The 14,356-nt window shown below is 76.0% G+C and carries 13 protein-coding genes; 8 read left to right on the top strand and 5 right to left on the bottom strand.

Going from position 1 to position 14,356, the window contains the following annotated elements; translation table 11 throughout:
• Window positions 1-48 precede the first annotated feature (48 nt).
• A complete protein-coding gene (locus ABD994_RS13215) occupies window positions 49-1,248 on the top strand; it encodes a PucR family transcriptional regulator (protein ID WP_345415004.1) in 1,200 nt (399 codons plus the stop codon).
• On the opposite strand, the gene ABD994_RS13220 is transcribed toward ABD994_RS13215, so the two are convergent.
• Together ABD994_RS13220 and ABD994_RS13225 are read right to left on the bottom strand one after the other, a co-directional pair.
• The gene (locus tag ABD994_RS13220) at window positions 1,249-2,220 is read right to left on the bottom strand and encodes a PDR/VanB family oxidoreductase (protein ID WP_345415006.1); all 972 of its coding nucleotides are present in this window, start codon (window positions 2,218-2,220) and stop codon (window positions 1,249-1,251) included.
• Window positions 2,217-3,422 carry an aromatic ring-hydroxylating dioxygenase subunit alpha gene (locus ABD994_RS13225; RefSeq protein ID WP_345415008.1) on the bottom strand — a complete coding sequence of 402 codons (1,206 nt, stop codon included), beginning with the start codon at window positions 3,420-3,422 and terminating at the stop codon, window positions 2,217-2,219. The genes ABD994_RS13220 and ABD994_RS13225 overlap by 4 nt, the downstream gene beginning before the upstream one ends.
• Window positions 3,423-3,557: 135 nt before the next feature.
• Here ABD994_RS13225 and ABD994_RS13230 point away from each other — a divergent pair, with 135 nt between their 5' ends.
• The 6 genes from ABD994_RS13230 (at window position 3,558) to ABD994_RS13255 (ending at window position 9,749) form a co-directional block, all read left to right on the top strand.
• The gene (locus ABD994_RS13230) at window positions 3,558-4,736 is read left to right on the top strand and encodes a cytochrome P450 (protein WP_345415010.1); all 1,179 of its coding nucleotides are present in this window, start codon (window positions 3,558-3,560) and stop codon (window positions 4,734-4,736) included.
• Between the two features lie 96 nt (window positions 4,737-4,832).
• The gene (locus ABD994_RS13235; RefSeq protein WP_345415012.1) at window positions 4,833-5,654 is read left to right on the top strand and encodes an IclR family transcriptional regulator; all 822 of its coding nucleotides are present in this window, start codon (window positions 4,833-4,835) and stop codon (window positions 5,652-5,654) included.
• Between the two features lie 27 nt (window positions 5,655-5,681).
• Window positions 5,682-7,016, top strand: a complete 1,335-nt coding sequence (locus ABD994_RS13240) for an MFS transporter (RefSeq protein WP_345415014.1) — start codon at window positions 5,682-5,684, stop codon at window positions 7,014-7,016.
• A gap of 94 nt (window positions 7,017-7,110) precedes the next feature.
• On the top strand, window positions 7,111-7,785 hold the full coding sequence (locus tag ABD994_RS13245; protein WP_345415016.1) for a GntR family transcriptional regulator: 675 nt from the start codon (window positions 7,111-7,113) through the stop codon (window positions 7,783-7,785).
• A 15-nt stretch (window positions 7,786-7,800) separates the two neighbouring features.
• Window positions 7,801-8,937 carry an acyl-CoA dehydrogenase family protein gene (locus tag ABD994_RS13250; protein ID WP_345415018.1) on the top strand — a complete coding sequence of 379 codons (1,137 nt, stop codon included), beginning with the start codon at window positions 7,801-7,803 and terminating at the stop codon, window positions 8,935-8,937.
• Window positions 8,934-9,749: an oxygenase MpaB family protein gene (locus ABD994_RS13255; protein ID WP_345415020.1), complete on the top strand. Its 816-nt coding sequence runs from the start codon at window positions 8,934-8,936 to the stop codon at window positions 9,747-9,749. The genes ABD994_RS13250 and ABD994_RS13255 overlap by 4 nt, the downstream gene beginning before the upstream one ends.
• 1 nt (window position 9,750) lies before the next feature.
• Here ABD994_RS13255 and ABD994_RS13260 read toward each other — a convergent pair whose 3' ends face one another.
• Window positions 9,751-11,433 carry a class I adenylate-forming enzyme family protein gene (locus tag ABD994_RS13260; protein WP_345415022.1) on the bottom strand — a complete coding sequence of 561 codons (1,683 nt, stop codon included), beginning with the start codon at window positions 11,431-11,433 and terminating at the stop codon, window positions 9,751-9,753.
• Window positions 11,430-12,476, bottom strand: a complete 1,047-nt coding sequence (locus tag ABD994_RS13265) for an LLM class flavin-dependent oxidoreductase (protein WP_345415024.1) — start codon at window positions 12,474-12,476, stop codon at window positions 11,430-11,432. Before ABD994_RS13265 ends, ABD994_RS13260 begins: the two co-directional genes overlap by 4 nt.
• 136 nt (window positions 12,477-12,612) lie before the next feature.
• Here ABD994_RS13265 and ABD994_RS13270 point away from each other — a divergent pair, with 136 nt between their 5' ends.
• On the top strand, window positions 12,613-13,455 hold the full coding sequence (locus ABD994_RS13270; RefSeq protein ID WP_345415027.1) for an SDR family oxidoreductase: 843 nt from the start codon (window positions 12,613-12,615) through the stop codon (window positions 13,453-13,455).
• Here the strand turns inward: ABD994_RS13270 and ABD994_RS13275 are convergent.
• Window positions 13,452-14,339 (bottom strand): LysR family transcriptional regulator, encoded by an 888-nt coding sequence (locus ABD994_RS13275; RefSeq protein ID WP_345415029.1) that lies wholly within the window; start codon window positions 14,337-14,339, stop codon window positions 13,452-13,454. The genes ABD994_RS13270 and ABD994_RS13275 overlap by 4 nt on opposite strands.
• Window positions 14,340-14,356: the final 17 nt, after the last annotated feature.

Consider the following 14,356-nt stretch of genomic DNA (forward strand, 5'->3'; position numbering starts at 1 on the left):
CAACATGTGACGTGGACCGCACAGCGCGTGGCACGGCAAGCTGTCGCGGTGGCCGTCACCGCCGACACCCTGACGGTGCTCTGCCGCGCCCTGCTCACCGACGTCGACGACCTCGCCGACTGCCTGACCGGCCGCATCCTCGAGGGCGAGGACGTCTACGACGTGCTCGGCGTCCCGGTGGACGACGACCTGCGGGCGACGTGCCGCGCGAGCCTCGAGCGGCTGCTCACCCAGCTCGCGGGCGACCTGCCCGCCGACGTCGACGCCGCCGCGCTGACCGTCGACACCGGGCGGCGGCGGGCCCGGCAGGGCGTGCCCCTCGAGGTGGTGCTGCGCGCCTACCGCCAGTGCGGGCGGCTGGTGTGGGAGCGGATGCGCGAGGTGGCGCGCACGCGCTTCGACGGCGTCCACGACGCGGCGCTCCCGGCGATCGCGGACGACGTCTGGCGCATCCTCGACGCGAGCTCCGACCGCCTCGTCGACGCCTACCGCCGCGAGGAGGCGCGGCTGCGCGGGCTCGAGCTGGGGCGGCGCTGGGCCGTGCTCGAGGGCCTGCTCGCCGGGCGGGGCCACGAGCCGGCGGTGGTGCGCGACGCGGCCCGCCTGCTCGACGTGCCCGAGGACGCCGAGCTGCTGTGCGTCGTCGCGCCGATCGCCGAGGGCGAGGACGACCCGCTGCCGTCGCCGGCGGACGCGCTCGCCGGGATCGCGCCGTCGCTGTGGCACGCGCGCTCGGCGGAGCTGGTCGGCGTCGTCGTCCCGGCCGAGGACGCGGCCGCCGCCCTGCCCGCGGTGAGCGAGGCGCTGCGGCGGCGGGCGTGCGGGCCGGTGGGGGTGTCGCCGCCGGTGGCCGGGCTGGGCCGTCTCGACCTCGCGCACCGGTGGGCCCGCCTCGCCGCGCGCACCCTCCCGGCGGGCGCCGGCGCCGTCACCGGCCTCGACGAGCGGCTGCCCGAGGCGCTGCTCGCCGAGGCACCCGACCTCGCCCCGCGCCTGCGCCGCGCGGCCCTGGGCGACCTGCTCGACCTGCCGACCCGGGAGCGCGCGACCCTGCTCGACACCCTGCGCGCGGTGCTCGACGCCGACGGCTCACCGTCCCGCGCGGCGGGCGTCCTGTACTGCCACCGCAACACGGTGATGTACCGCCTGGCGCGCCTCGAGACCCTCACCGGCCGCCGGCTCACCGACGCCCGCGACCGCCTGCTCCTGGGCCTGGCGCTCGCCGCACCGGGCGACGAGGAGGACTGATCAGGGCCGGTACCCGGTGTCGATGGCGATCCGGCCGCCGACCGACCGCGACACGCACGCGCAGAGCCGCGCGCCGGTCTCCTGCTCGTCGGCGTCGAGGAACACGTCGCGGTGGTCCACGGCCCGGTCGCCGGTGTCGAGCAGCGTCACCGTGCACAGGCCGCACTCGCCGCGCAGGCAGTCGGCCACGACCTCGACGCCCGCGTCGGCGAGCGCCGCGAGCAGGGTGCGGTCGCGCGGCACGTGCACCGTCACGCCGTGGTCGCGGACCTCGACGTCGAACGGCTCGGTGGGGTGGCGGCCCGCGGTGCCGAAGGTCTCGGTGCGCAGCCGGTGCGCCGGCCGGCCCTGCTCCCGCCACGCCGCGCGCACCGCGTCGGTGAGCCGGGGCGGGCCGCACACGTACGCCTCCCCGTCCGTGTGCAGCCGCGCGACCTCGGCCGCCACGTCGAGCCGCTCTCCCCGCTCGGAGACCGCGAGGCACACCGACCCGTCGCCGAGCAGGTCGCGCAGCTGCTCGACGTAGGGCAGCGCTGCGGCCCGGCGCCCGGCCCAGGCCAGCCGGACGGGCCCGCCGCGGCGGACGAGGACCTCCGCCATGCCCACCAGCGGCGTGATGCCGATGCCGCCCGCGACGAGCAGGTGCCCGGGGCGGTGCGGGTCGAGGGCGAAGTCGCTGACGGGGTGGCGCATCGCCAGCCGCTCGCCGGGCACGAGGGCGTGCACCCGACGCGAGCCGCCCCGGCTGTCGTCGACCAGCTTCACCGCGATCCGGTACGCGCCGTCCACCGGCGACGCCCCGACGACGGAGTAGGAGCGCGTCACCGGCAGCCCGTCGACCTGCAGCGCGAGGTCGACGTGGGCGCCCGCCGGGACGGGACGCACGCCGTCGTCGGGCACGAGGTCGAGCTGGCGCACGCCCTCGGCGACCTCCCGGGCGTCGCGGACGACGGCGCCGACCAGCGCGCTCACGCCCGGCCCCGTGCGGCCTCGGCCTCGGCCCGGGCGCGAGCGACCTCCCGCTCGGCGCCCGCGCCGGGGTCGCGGCGGTCGTGCTCGGCGATCTCGCGCTCGGCCCGGGCCCCGGCCTCGGCGTACGAGGCGTCCTCGGCGGCGAGCATCAGGTCGATCATCCGGCGCGCCCACATCGCGCCGCCGTCGATGTTGAGGTTCGCGAAGTCCTTGTCGGGGTGGGCGTCGATCGCGCGCTGCTGGGCGGCGAGCACCTCCTCGTCCTCGGCGAACACGCCGCTGACCCCGTCGCGCAGCAGCGTGGTGATGCGCTGGTCGCCCAGCGCGTAGTTGCGCGCGAACGCCCAGAAGTAGTGGGTGGACGTGCCGGTCTCCGGGGTCATCGTGTTGAGCACGAAGCCGTTGACGCCCGCCGACCGGTCGCCCTCGGGCGCGCCGGTGCCCGTGGGGGCGACGCCGACGTCGATGGCGATCGTCCCGGGCGGGGTGAAGTGGATGATCTGCCAGCGGTCGACGTTGCCCGCCGGCGCGCCCCGCCACTCCAGCTGCCGGGCCCAGAACGGCGGCGCCTCCACGTCGATCATCCAGCGGGTGACGGTCACCGTGCCCTTGCCGTGGGTGACCTCGAACGGCGACTCGGCCACCGAGCGGTGCCCGATGCTCCCGCCGTGCACGAACGTCTCGTGGGTGAGGTCCATGAGGTTGTCGACGATCAGCTTGTAGTTGCAGTCGACGTGGATGAGCCGCCCGTCGCCGGCCCACTCCGGGTCGTCGTTCCAGTGCAGGTCCGGGACCGTCGCCGGGTCGGCGTCGGCCGGGTCACCGGTCCACACCCAGACGAACCGGTGGCGCTCGACCACCGGGTAGGAGCGCACCCGCGCCGACGGGTTGATCGTGCGCTGGGAGGGCATGAACGTGCAGCGGCCGTCGGCGTCGTAGCGCAGCCCGTGGTAGCCGCACATGACCTCGTCGCCGAGCAGCTTGCCCTCCGAGAGCGGCAGCAGCCGGTGCCAGCACGCGTTCTCCAGTGCCCGGGCCTCCCCGGACGGGGTGCGGAACAGCACCAGCGACGCGCCCGCGACCGTGCGCGGGAGCAGGTGCGCGCCCACCTCGACGTCGTACGCGGCGGCGTACCAGGCGGCGCGGGGCCACTCGCGGCGGGCGAAGGTGTCGGGTGCGGTGAGATCTGGGCTGGTGGTCACGCGGGCTCCTCGGGTCGTGCGGTGACCGCGAGGGTGCGGACGACGCCCCGGCGCCCGCCACGACGTCTCCCGGCATGCGGGAGACCGGCCCGCCGGCGTGCCCGCCGGCCGGCGCGCGGTGGTTCCCTGCACCCCGTGGTGGAGCTCGCGGTGGACCCCTTCGCCCTCGACGTCCTGGCCGACCCCGTGCCGGCGGACACCGCGATCCGCGAGGCCGCGCCGCTCGTGTGGCTGACCGCCCACGGGGTGTGGGCCGCCGGGCGGCACGCCGACGTCGCGGCGATCTTCCGCGACCCCGCGACGTGGTCGTCCGCCGCGGGCACCGGGCTGGCCGACATCCGCCGCGGGGAGGGCTGGCGCCCGCCGAGCGTGCTGCTCGACACCGACCCGCCGGAGCACACGCCCGCCCGCCGGGTGATGAACCGGGTCCTGGCGCCGCGGGCGCTGGCCGGGCTGGCCGAGCGGTTCGCCGCGGCGGCGGCGCGGATCGTCGACGAGGCGCTGGACGCCCGCGACGTCGATGCCGCCACCACCCTCGCCGAGCGCTTCCCGATGACCGTCCTGCCCGACGCCGTGGGGATGGCACCCGAGGGCCGGGAGCACCTGCTGCCCTACGCGGCGCTGAACTTCGAGTCGCAGGGACCGCACAACGAGCTGCGCGCCGAGGCCGAGCGCCGCGCGGGCGCGGCCCGGGAGTACGTGGCCTGGCAGATGCGGCGCGAGGCGCTGACCGACGACGGGATCGGCGCCGCGATCTACGCCCACGCGGACGCGGGCGACATCACCGTCGGGGACGCGGCGCTGCTGGTCCGCTCGTTCCTCTCGGCGGGCATCGACACGACGATCCTCGCCCTCGCCTCGACCATCCACGAACTCGCCCGCCACCCCGACCAGTGGGCGGCGCTGCGCGCGGAGCCGGGGCTGGCGCGCGCGGCGTTCGAGGAGGGGTTGCGCCTGCACACCCCGAGCCCGGTCATCGGCCGCACGGCGACGACGGACGTCGAGGTCTCCGGCGCGGTCGTCCGGCCCGACGAGAAGGTGCTGATGATGCTCGGCGCCGCCAACCGCGACCCCCGGCGGTGGGACACCCCGGACGACTTCGACCTGCACCGCCGTGCCGCCGGCCACACCGCGTTCGGCGGCGGCGTCCACAACTGCGTCGGACAGGTGATCGCGCGGATGGAGGCCGAGGCCCTGCTGGGCGCCCTCGCGCGCCGGGTGGGGCGGCTCGAGCCCGCGGGCCCGTCGCGTCCCCGCCTCTCGAACTGGCTGCGGGGGTTCGCGACGGTCCCGGTCCGGCTCACACCCGCCTGACACCGGTCTTCCGGCATGCGGAAACGGACGTTGGTCGCGTCGGGTGACGCCTCGCACACTCGCCGCGATCCGTACGCCGACGCCACCGGAGGGGACATGGCCGTCTCCCACCCCGATGTGCCGACCGGCCCCGCGCTCCCCCCGGAGCGACCGTCGACCGGGCCGGTCGTGGCCCGGGCGCTGCGCCTGCTCGAGGCGTTCTCCGACGAGCGCCCGACCCTGACCCTCAGCGAGATCTCGCGCCGGTCCGGTGTGCCGCTCTCGACGGCCCACCGGCTCGTCGCCGAGCTCGAGGCCTGGGGCGCGCTCGAGCGCGACGGCGACGGCCGCTACCAGGTGGGGCTGCGGCTCTGGGAGGTCGGCGCGCTCGCACCGCGCGGCCCGGGCCTGCGCGAGCGGGCGCTGCCCTACCTGGAGGACCTCTGCGCCGTCACCCGCGAGAACGTCCAGCTCGCCGTGCGCGAGGACGACGAGATCGTCTACGTCGAGCGCCTGGCGGGCACCCGCGCCGTCGAGGTGCACATCCGGGTCGGCGGCCGGTGGGCCATGACCGCGACCGGGGTCGGGCTCGTGCTGCTCGCCTACGCGCCGCCGGACCTGGTGGAGCGCGTCCTCGAGGGACCGTTCCCGCGCCACACCCCGTGGACGCTCACCGACCCGGCGAGGATCCGCGAGGCCCTCGCCGCCGTGCGCACGCGCGGCTACGCCGTCAGCGACCGCCAGATCACCTCCGACGCGACCTCGGTCGCCGCGCCGGTGCGCGACGCCTCCGGCGAGGTCGTGGCGGCGCTCTCCGTCGTCGCCCACCACGGCAACCCGCCCGTCTCGGTGCTCTCGCCCCTGGTGCGCACCAGCGCCGGGGGCGTCTCGCACGCGCTCGCCGCCGGCCGCGCCCGCCGCGTGCCCCGCCCCCGCTGACCCGACCACCGCACCCCTGGAGAACCCATGTCCCACGACCCGCCCGCGACCACCCCGGAGAGCCCCGAGCGCTCGGGCCGGGAGGTCCGCAAGGTCGCGCTCGCGAGCCTCGTCGGCACGTCGATCGAGTGGTACGACTTCTACATCTACGGCCTCGCGGCCGTGACGGTGTTCGCGCCGCAGTTCTTCCCGCAGGTCTCGTCGCTGACCGGCACGCTCGCGGCCTTCGCGACGTTCGCCGTCGGGTTCATCGCCCGCCCGATCGGTGGCGTCATCTTCGGCCACCTCGGCGACCGCATCGGCCGCAAGGCCACGCTCGTCACGACGCTGGTCACCATGGGCGTCGCCACCACCCTCATCGGCGTGCTCCCGACCTACGCCGCCGTCGGCGCGCTCGCCCCGGTGCTGCTCGTCGTCCTGCGCCTCGTCCAGGGCTTTGCGGTCGGCGGCGAGTGGGGCGGCGCGGTGCTCATCTCGGTCGAGCACGCGCCGGAGTCGAAGCGCAGCTTCTACGGCAGCTTCCCGCAGCTCGGCGTGCCGATCGGCCTCATCGCGTCGAACGCGGTCTTCCTGGTCCTGGCCGCGGCGCTCCCGGCCGGCGCGTTCGGCACGTGGGGCTGGCGCATCCCGTTCCTGCTCAGCGCCGTGCTCGTGCTCGTGGGCCTGTGGGTCCGGCTGCGGATCGAGGAGAGCTCGGAGTTCGTCGCCGTCCGTCGCTCCGGCTCGATGGCCCTGCCCCTGGTGTCGGTCCTGCGCCACCACTTCCCGCAGGTGCTCTGCGGCATCGCGATGTTCACCGGCATCACCGGCATCGGCTACATGGCCGCGACCTACTCCATCCAGTACGGCACCAGCACCCTCGGGCTCCCGCGCGCGGCGCTGATCGCGATCGTGCTCGTCGTGGCCGTGCTCGAGGTGCCGATCATCCTGTGGTTCTCCGCCGCCGCGGACCGCTGGGGGATCAGCCGCACGATCGTCGCGGGCAGCATCGCCACCGCGGTCGTCGCCGCCGTCTTCCTGCCCCTGCTCGCCTCCGGTGCGCTGGCGCTCGTGGCCCTCGCCGTGGCTGCCGCGCGCTGGGCGTCGGCGCCGATGTGGGGACCGTCCGGGGCGCTGGCCGCCGAGTGCTACCCGACCGAGGTGCGCTACAGCGGCGCGTCGGTGGGCTACCAGCTCGGCTCCATCGCCGGCGGCGCGCTCGCCCCGATCATCACGACGCTCCTGCTCGCCTCGCCGCTGGGCATGCCCGGCGCCTCGGCCTACCTCGTCGTGATCACCCTGCTCTCGGGCCTGGGCGCCCTGGCCGCGAACCGGCTCGTGCGCCGCGCCGCCGCCCGCGAGCCCGTGGCGACCGCCGCCTGACCCCGACCCCTTCGTGAGCAGTTGCGGCCCCTATGGGGGACGCAACTGCTCACATGGGTGGGTGCGACAGATCCCATAGGATATGGTCGATGCCGTGACAGCCCCGCTGCTCGGCGACGCCCCGGCGCTGCCGGAGCAGGTGGCGCGGCAGCTGCGCGAGCGGATCCTGTCCGGTGTGCTGCGGCCGGGCACGTTCCTGCGGCCCGACCGGCTGGCCGTCGAGCTGGGGGTCAGCCCGACGCCGGTGCGCGAGGCGCTGCAGGCCCTGCGCGCCGACGACATGGTGCGGGCGCTGCCCCGGCGCGGGTTCGTGGTCGCGCCGCTGGACCGCGACGACGTCGTGGACCTGTTCGCGGTACAGGCGCAGCTCACCGGCGACCTCGCGGCGCGTGCGGCCCGGGTCCTCGACGCCGACGGCCTGGCCGCGCTGCAGGAGCGGGCGGCCGAGGTCGACGCGCTCATCGAGGCCGGCGCGCCCGACGACCTGGCGCTGGCCGAGGGCCGCTTCCACGCCGCGCTCAACCGTGCCGCCGGCGCCCGCAAGCTGGCCTGGCTGGTGGGGCGCGCCGCGCACTACCTGCCGCCGCGCTTCTACACCGACCGCCGGGCCTGGCGCACCGCCACCGTGGTGGCCCACCGCACCCTGCTCGACGCGCTCGCGTCGGGCGACGCCGAGACCGCCCGGGCGGCGATGGAGGCCCACGTCCTCGACGGCCGCGACCTGCTGGTCGCGCACCTCGAGGCCGTCGGCTTCTTCGACGAGAGCTGACCAGAGGAGAAGACGATGCCCGTCACCCTGACCGAGGAGCAGCAGGACCTCGCGAACGCCATCGGCGAGTTCGCCCGCCGCGAGGTGCCCGACAAGGCGCGCCGCGACGAGCTGACCGCCGAGGGTCCGCACTCGATGGAGGTCTACCGCAAGATGGCCGAGCAGGGGTGGCTCGGCATCGCGCTGCCCGAGGCGTACGGCGGCTCCGGCGGGTCGATGACCGACCTGCTCGTCTTCCTCGAGGAGACCTCCTACCACCAGATCCCCATCGGCGGCTTCGGCACGACGATCATCACGGCGGCCGCGCTGGAGCGCAGCGGCTCCGAGGAGCAGAAGCAGCAGCTGCTCCGGGAGGTCGTCGACGGCGAGCTGCTGGCGATCTCGATGTCCGAGCCCGGCGCGGGCTCCGACGTCGGGGGCCTGACCTGCAAGGCCGAGAAGTCCGAGAGCGGCTGGGTGGTCAATGGCCAGAAGACGTGGTGCTCCAACGCCCACATCTCGAAGCACATCCTGCTCGTTGCCCGCACCTCCACCGAGGGCGGCAAGCACGAGGGACTGACGATGTTCATGGTCCCCACCGACGCGCCGGGCCTCGAGATCCACGGCATCGAGACGATGGGCGGCAAGGAGGTCAACGACCTCTACTTCACCGACTGCCACCTGCCCGCCGACGCCGTCGTCGGCACCGAGGGCCAGGGCTGGCGCCAGCTCATGGCCGGGCTCAACCTCGAGCGCATGATCCTCGCCGGGCTCATGCTCGGCCTGGCGCGCCGCGCGTTCGACGACACGCTGGCCTACGTCAAGGAGCGCCGGCAGTTCGGCCGGCCGATCGGCACCTTCCAGGCGCTGCGCCACCGGATCGCCGACAACGCCACCGACCTGGCGGCCCTCAAGCTGCTCGTGCACGACACCGCGCGCACCATCGACGCCAACCCGGGCGCGCTGTTCCCGCGCGAGGCGTCGATGGCCAAGCTCAAGGCCACCGAGCTGGCCAAGCACCTCTCGCTCGAGGGCATGCAGATGCTGGGCGGCTACGGCTACGCGACCGAGTACGGCATGGAGCGCCTGCTGCGCCAGAGCGTCGTCTCGACGGTCTACGGCGGCACCAGCGAGATCCAGCGCGACATCATCGGCAAGACGCTCGGGCTGTGACCGGTCCGCCGCGCGCCGCGGCGGACCTCGTGCTCGGGCCGGTCGTGCTCTCGGCGACGGCCAACGTCGTCATGGAGCTGTCGTGGCCGGGCGTCGGCCACGGGGTCGCCGAGAGCCGGGTCGACTCCGGCAACGTCATGCTCCACCCGCTGCACCGCTTCCGGACGACCAACGCCTACCTCGCCGTCGCCCTCCTCGGCACCGACGACGAGCGCCGGGCGTACCGGCGGGCGGTCGGGCGGTCGCACGCCCACGTGCACGCGACGGCCGACAGCTCCGTCGGGTACGACGCGTTCGACCCGGAGCTGCAGCGCTGGGTGGCGCTGTGCCTCTACCGCGCGTTCGAGGACACGTGGGGCCTGCTCGCCGGGGATCCGGGGATGCGCCTGCCCGACGACGTCTACCGCGCGTGCGCGCCGCTCGGCACGACGCTGCAGATGCGCCCCGAGCAGTGGCCGGCCGACCGCGATGCCTTCGACGACGCGTGGGACGACGGCCTGCGGCACGTGCGGATCGACGACACCGTGCGGGCCCACCTCCACCGGCTCCTGCGCGGCGACTTCCTCCCCGGCCCGGTGCGCCGGGCGACGCTCGCGGAGCGGACGTTCTGGACCACCGGCTTCCTGCACGAGCCGTTCCGCTCGCTGCTGGGCCTCGAGTGGACCGCCGCCGATCAGCACCACTTCACGAGCCGGCTGGGCCGGCTCGGCGCGGTGCTGCACCGGCTGCCCGCACCGCTGCGGCAGGCGCCCTACCGGCAGACCCTCACCGACCTGCGGGTGCGCCGCGCCCTGGGGCGTCCGCTGGTGTGAGTCAGCCGCGCAGCTCGCGGCGCAGGTCGTCCTTGAGGATCTTCCCGGTCGCGGTCCGGGGCAGCGGCTCGCCGCGCCAGACGACCGTGCCGGGCACCGCGAACCCCGGCAGGACCGCGCCGAGGGCGGCCTGCAGCGCGGCGGTGTCCGGGACCGCGCCCGGCGTCGCGACGAGCACCGCGGCCACGTCCTCGCCGAGGCGGGGGTGGGGCACGCCGACGACGGCGGCCTCGAGCACGCCGGGCTGGGCGAGCAGCGCCGCCTCGACCTCCCCGCAGAACACGTTCTCGCCGCCGCGCACGACGACGTCCTTGGCGCGGTCGACGACGTACACCCAGCCGTCGCGGCGCAGGCCCAGGTCGCCGGAGTGCAGCCACCCGTCGCGCAGCACGGCGGCGGTGGCCTCGAGGTCCTCCCAGTAGCCCCGCATGATCTGCGGGCCGCGGAAGCAGAGCTCGCCGACGGTGCCGTCGGGGACGTCGTCACCGGTCAGCGGGTCGACGATCCGCAGGTCGGTGCCGGGCACCGGGCGCCCGACGCTGTCGGGGTGCGCGGCGTAGTCGGCGCCGGTGTTGGCGCAGACCGCGGACGTCGTCTCGGTGGCGCCGTAGCCGTTGGCCGCCGATGCGCGCCCGGCCAGCTCGGTGGCCACGCGCGTCACCAGCGTCGGGGGGATCGGCGCGCCACCCATGGCGATGCGCGTCAGCGAGGCGGTCTCGCGCGGGTGCTCGACGGCGAGCTCGACGACGTCGCGCAGCACGGCGGGCACGCCCGAGGCGTTGGTGAGCTGCTCGGTCGCGATCAGCCGCAGCGCCTCGTCGGGGTCCCAGTGGTGCAGCAGCGCCAGCGTGGCCCCGGAGAGCACGGCGCCGTAGAGCCCGTTGAGCCCGGCGATGTGGAACAGCGGGTAGGCCAGCAGCGTGCCCGGCCGGGCGGGCGGGACCGCCGGCCGGCCCGCCCGCTCGGCGGCGAGGGCGACCGCACGTCCGACGCAGGCCACGTTGAGGGCGTTGGTGACGTGGTTGCGGTGGGTGCTGACGACGCCCTTGGGGCGCCCCGTGGTGCCGGAGGTGTAGATCAGGGTCGCCGTGTCGTCCGGGGTGACGGCGACGTCGGGCAGGTCGTCGGCGGGCCGCACGACGTCGTCCCACGCCACCACGCCGGGCGGTGCGGCGCCCTCGCCCCGCACGCGCACCACCGGCGGCAGGCCGGCCCGTCCGGCCAGCGCGTCGACCCGCTCCGGGTCGGCGACGACGACGCGGGCGCCGGCGTGCGCGATCGCGCCGGCCAGCTGGTCGCCGGTCCACCACGCGTTGAGCGGCACCACGACGAGCCCGGCGACCATGCCGGCCCAGAACGCCACGCTCCACTCGGGGACGTTGCGGGCGGCGATCGCGACGCGGTCGCCCGGCCGCAGTCCCTGCCCGGTCAGCCACCGCACCAGGCCGGCGACCAGCCGCCGGTGCTCGCCGTAGGTGACGTGCTCGTGGCCGTAGACGGTGGCGACGCGGTCGGCGGGTGCGGGCGTGGCGAGGTACAGCTCGCGCAGCGTGTGCGGGCCGCGCTCGTGCACCCGCACCGGCACGCCGTCGAGGATCGCCGGCCGCATCGCGAACTCGCCGCCGGGGGCGGTCAGCTCCGCGAGCAGCGGCCCGAGGCCCACCTCGTCGGCGTGGCCCGTCACGCCGAGGGCTTCCAGCCCAGCGCCGGCCCGAGCTTCGTCGCCATGTCGGTGAGGATCTGCACGTAGTCCTCGTGCTCGAACGTGAACGGCAGCGCGAACACCACCTCGCGCACCTCGCGGAACGCGGCGTCGGCGTACAGCTTCTCGGCCACCTCGTCGGAGGTCCCGAGCACGTCGGGCGCGGCGAGCAGCCCCGGCCCGGGCGGGCCCGCCGGGGCCGACGTGCGCGGCGTGCGCTTCGCGACGTAGGCCTCGTACCGGGCCCGCTGCTCGGGCGTCGCCGAGTCGGTGGGGATGACGACGAGGCCCTGCGAGACGCGGGCGGCCTCACCGTCGGGGTGGTGCGCCTTGAACAGCGCGATCTGGCGCTGCTGGATGGCGGCGAAGTCCCACCGGCCGTCGCGCTCGAGGTCGCCGTCCTCGGGCTTGATGATGTTGCTCGTCAGCAGGTTGAGCCCCTGCTCGGCGGCCCACTGCGTCGAGCGGTGGCTCCCGGCGCCGTACCAGATGCGGTCGCCGAGGCCGGGGGAGTGGGGCTCGACCCGGGCCGAGAACGCCTCGAAGCCCGCCGTGCCGGAGAAGGTGCTCACGGCCTCGCCGCGGATCATGCGCAGCAGGCGCGCGACGCGCTCGTAGGTGAGGTCCTCGTGCTCGGCGGTGTCCGGGTAGAGCGCGGCCTTGACGTCGTCCCAGTGGATGGGCGGGCCCACCGAGAAGCCGGGCTCGAGGCGGCCGCCCGACAGGATGTCGACGGTCGCGAGGTCCTCGGCCATGCGCAGCGGGTTCTCCCAGCCGAGCGGGGTGACCGCGGTGCCCATGGCGATGCGCGAGGTGCGCTGCGTCAGCGCCGCCATGATCGCGACGGGGGAGGAGATGCCGGTCTGGAAGTGCCGGTGGCGCAGGTAGACGCTGTCGAACCCGAGCTGCTCGCCGAGCTCCGCCACCTGCAGCGTCGACTCCATGCCGGGGCCGGGATCGTCGCCGTCGAAGGTCCCGAGCGTCAGGAAGCCGAGCTTCTCGAGCGGGACATCGGGAGTGGGCACGGATCGATCCTCTCGGTGGCGCCGGTGACCGGGCAACGACACCCGGCGCGGGGCCATTCCCGTCGCGGAGCGGGTGATGCCCGCCCGGCATCGCCGTCGGGTCCCGCCGCGGCGGGCCACGGGAGAGCATCGCCGCATGGAGCTGCGGGTCGGTGACGTCGCCATCGTGACGGGTGCGGCCAGCGGGATCGGGCGGGCGCTCGCGACGGCCCTCGCCCGGCGGGGACTGCGCGTCGTGCTCACCGACCGCGACGCCGTCGCGCTGGCGGCCGCCCGCGACGCGCTGGGCGCCCCGGCGAGCGCCGTGCCGCTCGACGTGACCGACGCCGACGCCGTCGCGCGGGTCGTCGCCGAGACCGCGGACCTCCACGGGCGGGTGGACCTCGTGGCCGCCAACGCCGGCGTGCCCGGGCACCCGGCGCGGCTGTGGGAGACCCCGCTGGCCGACTGGCGCTGGGTGGTCGACGTCAACCTGTGGGGCGTGGTCCACCTGCTGGCTGCCGCGCTGCCGGCCATGGTCGCCCGCGACCGCGGGCACGTGCTCGTCACCGGGTCGATCGCGTCGTGGTCGGCGGGAGCCGCGATGGCCCCCTACGCCGCGACCAAGCACGCCCTGCTCGCGCTGGGCGAGTCGCTGCACCGCGACCTCGCCGGCTCCGGCAGCGCGGTCGGCGTGACGGTGCTCTGCCCCGGCGCGGTGGCCACGGCCTTCAACGAGCGCAACCACTGGCCCGACCACCTCGGGCCGCGCCCGCCCGGGCGCAGCGACGCCGTCGCCGCGGCGACGGTCGACATGCTCACCCGCGGCATCACCGAGGGCGTCGACCCGTCCGTCGCCGCGGAGGCGGCCCTCGCGGCGGTCGCGGGGGACCGGTTCCTCGCGTCGAGCGACCCGGCGTGGATCGCCCACGCCGCCCGCACCCGCGTCGAGGTCGCCGAGGGCGCGGACCCGCCGCTGCGCCGCCACGTGCCCGACTAGGGCCCGTCCGGCTCCGGGCACAGCGCGAGGAAGTTCGCCACCACCGGGTCCTGCCCGTCCCGCCACGCGACCCCGACCGTCAGGCGCGCGGTCGGGTCCTCCAGCGGGCGGTAGGCGACGTCGGGGTGGGCGACGCGCCGTGCCGACCGCGGCACCAGCGCCACCCCCAGCCCGCACGCGACGAGACCCACCGCGACGTGCGTGCGGTCGACCTCGTGGGCCACGCGCGGGGTGACGCCGTGCGCGGCGCACAGCGCGAGGTAGGAGTCGTGCAGCTCGGGCTCGCGGTCGCGGCCGATGAGCACGAGGTCCTGGTCGGCGAGGTCGGCGACGTGCAGCGGCCCGTCGCCGTCGGCGAGGGGGCTGCCGGCGGGCACGGCGACCGCGAGCCCCTCGCTGCGCACCGGCCGCACCCGCAGGTCCGGCTCCGGCGGCACCGGCAGGCGCACGAACGCCAGCTGCACGCGGCCGCCGAGCACGCCGAGCACGGCCTCGCGGTTGTGCATCTCCTCGAGCACCAGCCGCACGTCGGGCCAGCGCGCGCGGAACGGGCGCAGCAGGCCCGGGAGCAGGTCGTAGAGCACCGGCGCGATGAAGCCGAGGCGCAGCGTCCCCGTCGTGCCGCGGCCCGCCGCCTGCGCCCGCCCGACCGCGGCGTCGGCCTGCGCGAGCACGCGCCGCGCGTCCTCGAGGAGGGCGCCGCCCGCCGTCGTCAGGGACACGCCGTGCCGGTCGCGCTCGAACAGCACGACGTCGAGCTCGCGCTCGAGCGCGGCGATCTGCTTGCTCAGCGCCGGCTGGACGACGAACAGCCGGGCCGCCGCGCGCCCGAAGTGGAGCTCCTCGGCGACCACCACGAACGAGCGCAGGTGCCGCAGCTCCACGAGCCACCCCCGATCCC

This window comes from Actinomycetospora chlora (assembly GCF_039542135.1).
Taxonomy (GTDB): Bacteria; Actinomycetota; Actinomycetes; order Mycobacteriales; family Pseudonocardiaceae; genus Actinomycetospora; species Actinomycetospora chlora.

What these genes read in the sequence shown, in the direction of transcription:
- ABD994_RS13240 (WP_345415014.1), top strand. Translation starts at nt 5,682, where the DNA reads ATGTCCCACGACCCGCCCGCGACCACCCCGGAGAGCCCCGAGCGCTCG.
- ABD994_RS13270 (WP_345415027.1), top strand. Translation starts at nt 12,613, where the DNA reads ATGGAGCTGCGGGTCGGTGACGTCGCCATCGTGACGGGTGCGGCCAGC.
- ABD994_RS13235 (WP_345415012.1), top strand. Translation starts at nt 4,833, where the DNA reads ATGGCCGTCTCCCACCCCGATGTGCCGACCGGCCCCGCGCTCCCCCCG.
- ABD994_RS13250 (WP_345415018.1), top strand. Translation starts at nt 7,801, where the DNA reads ATGCCCGTCACCCTGACCGAGGAGCAGCAGGACCTCGCGAACGCCATC.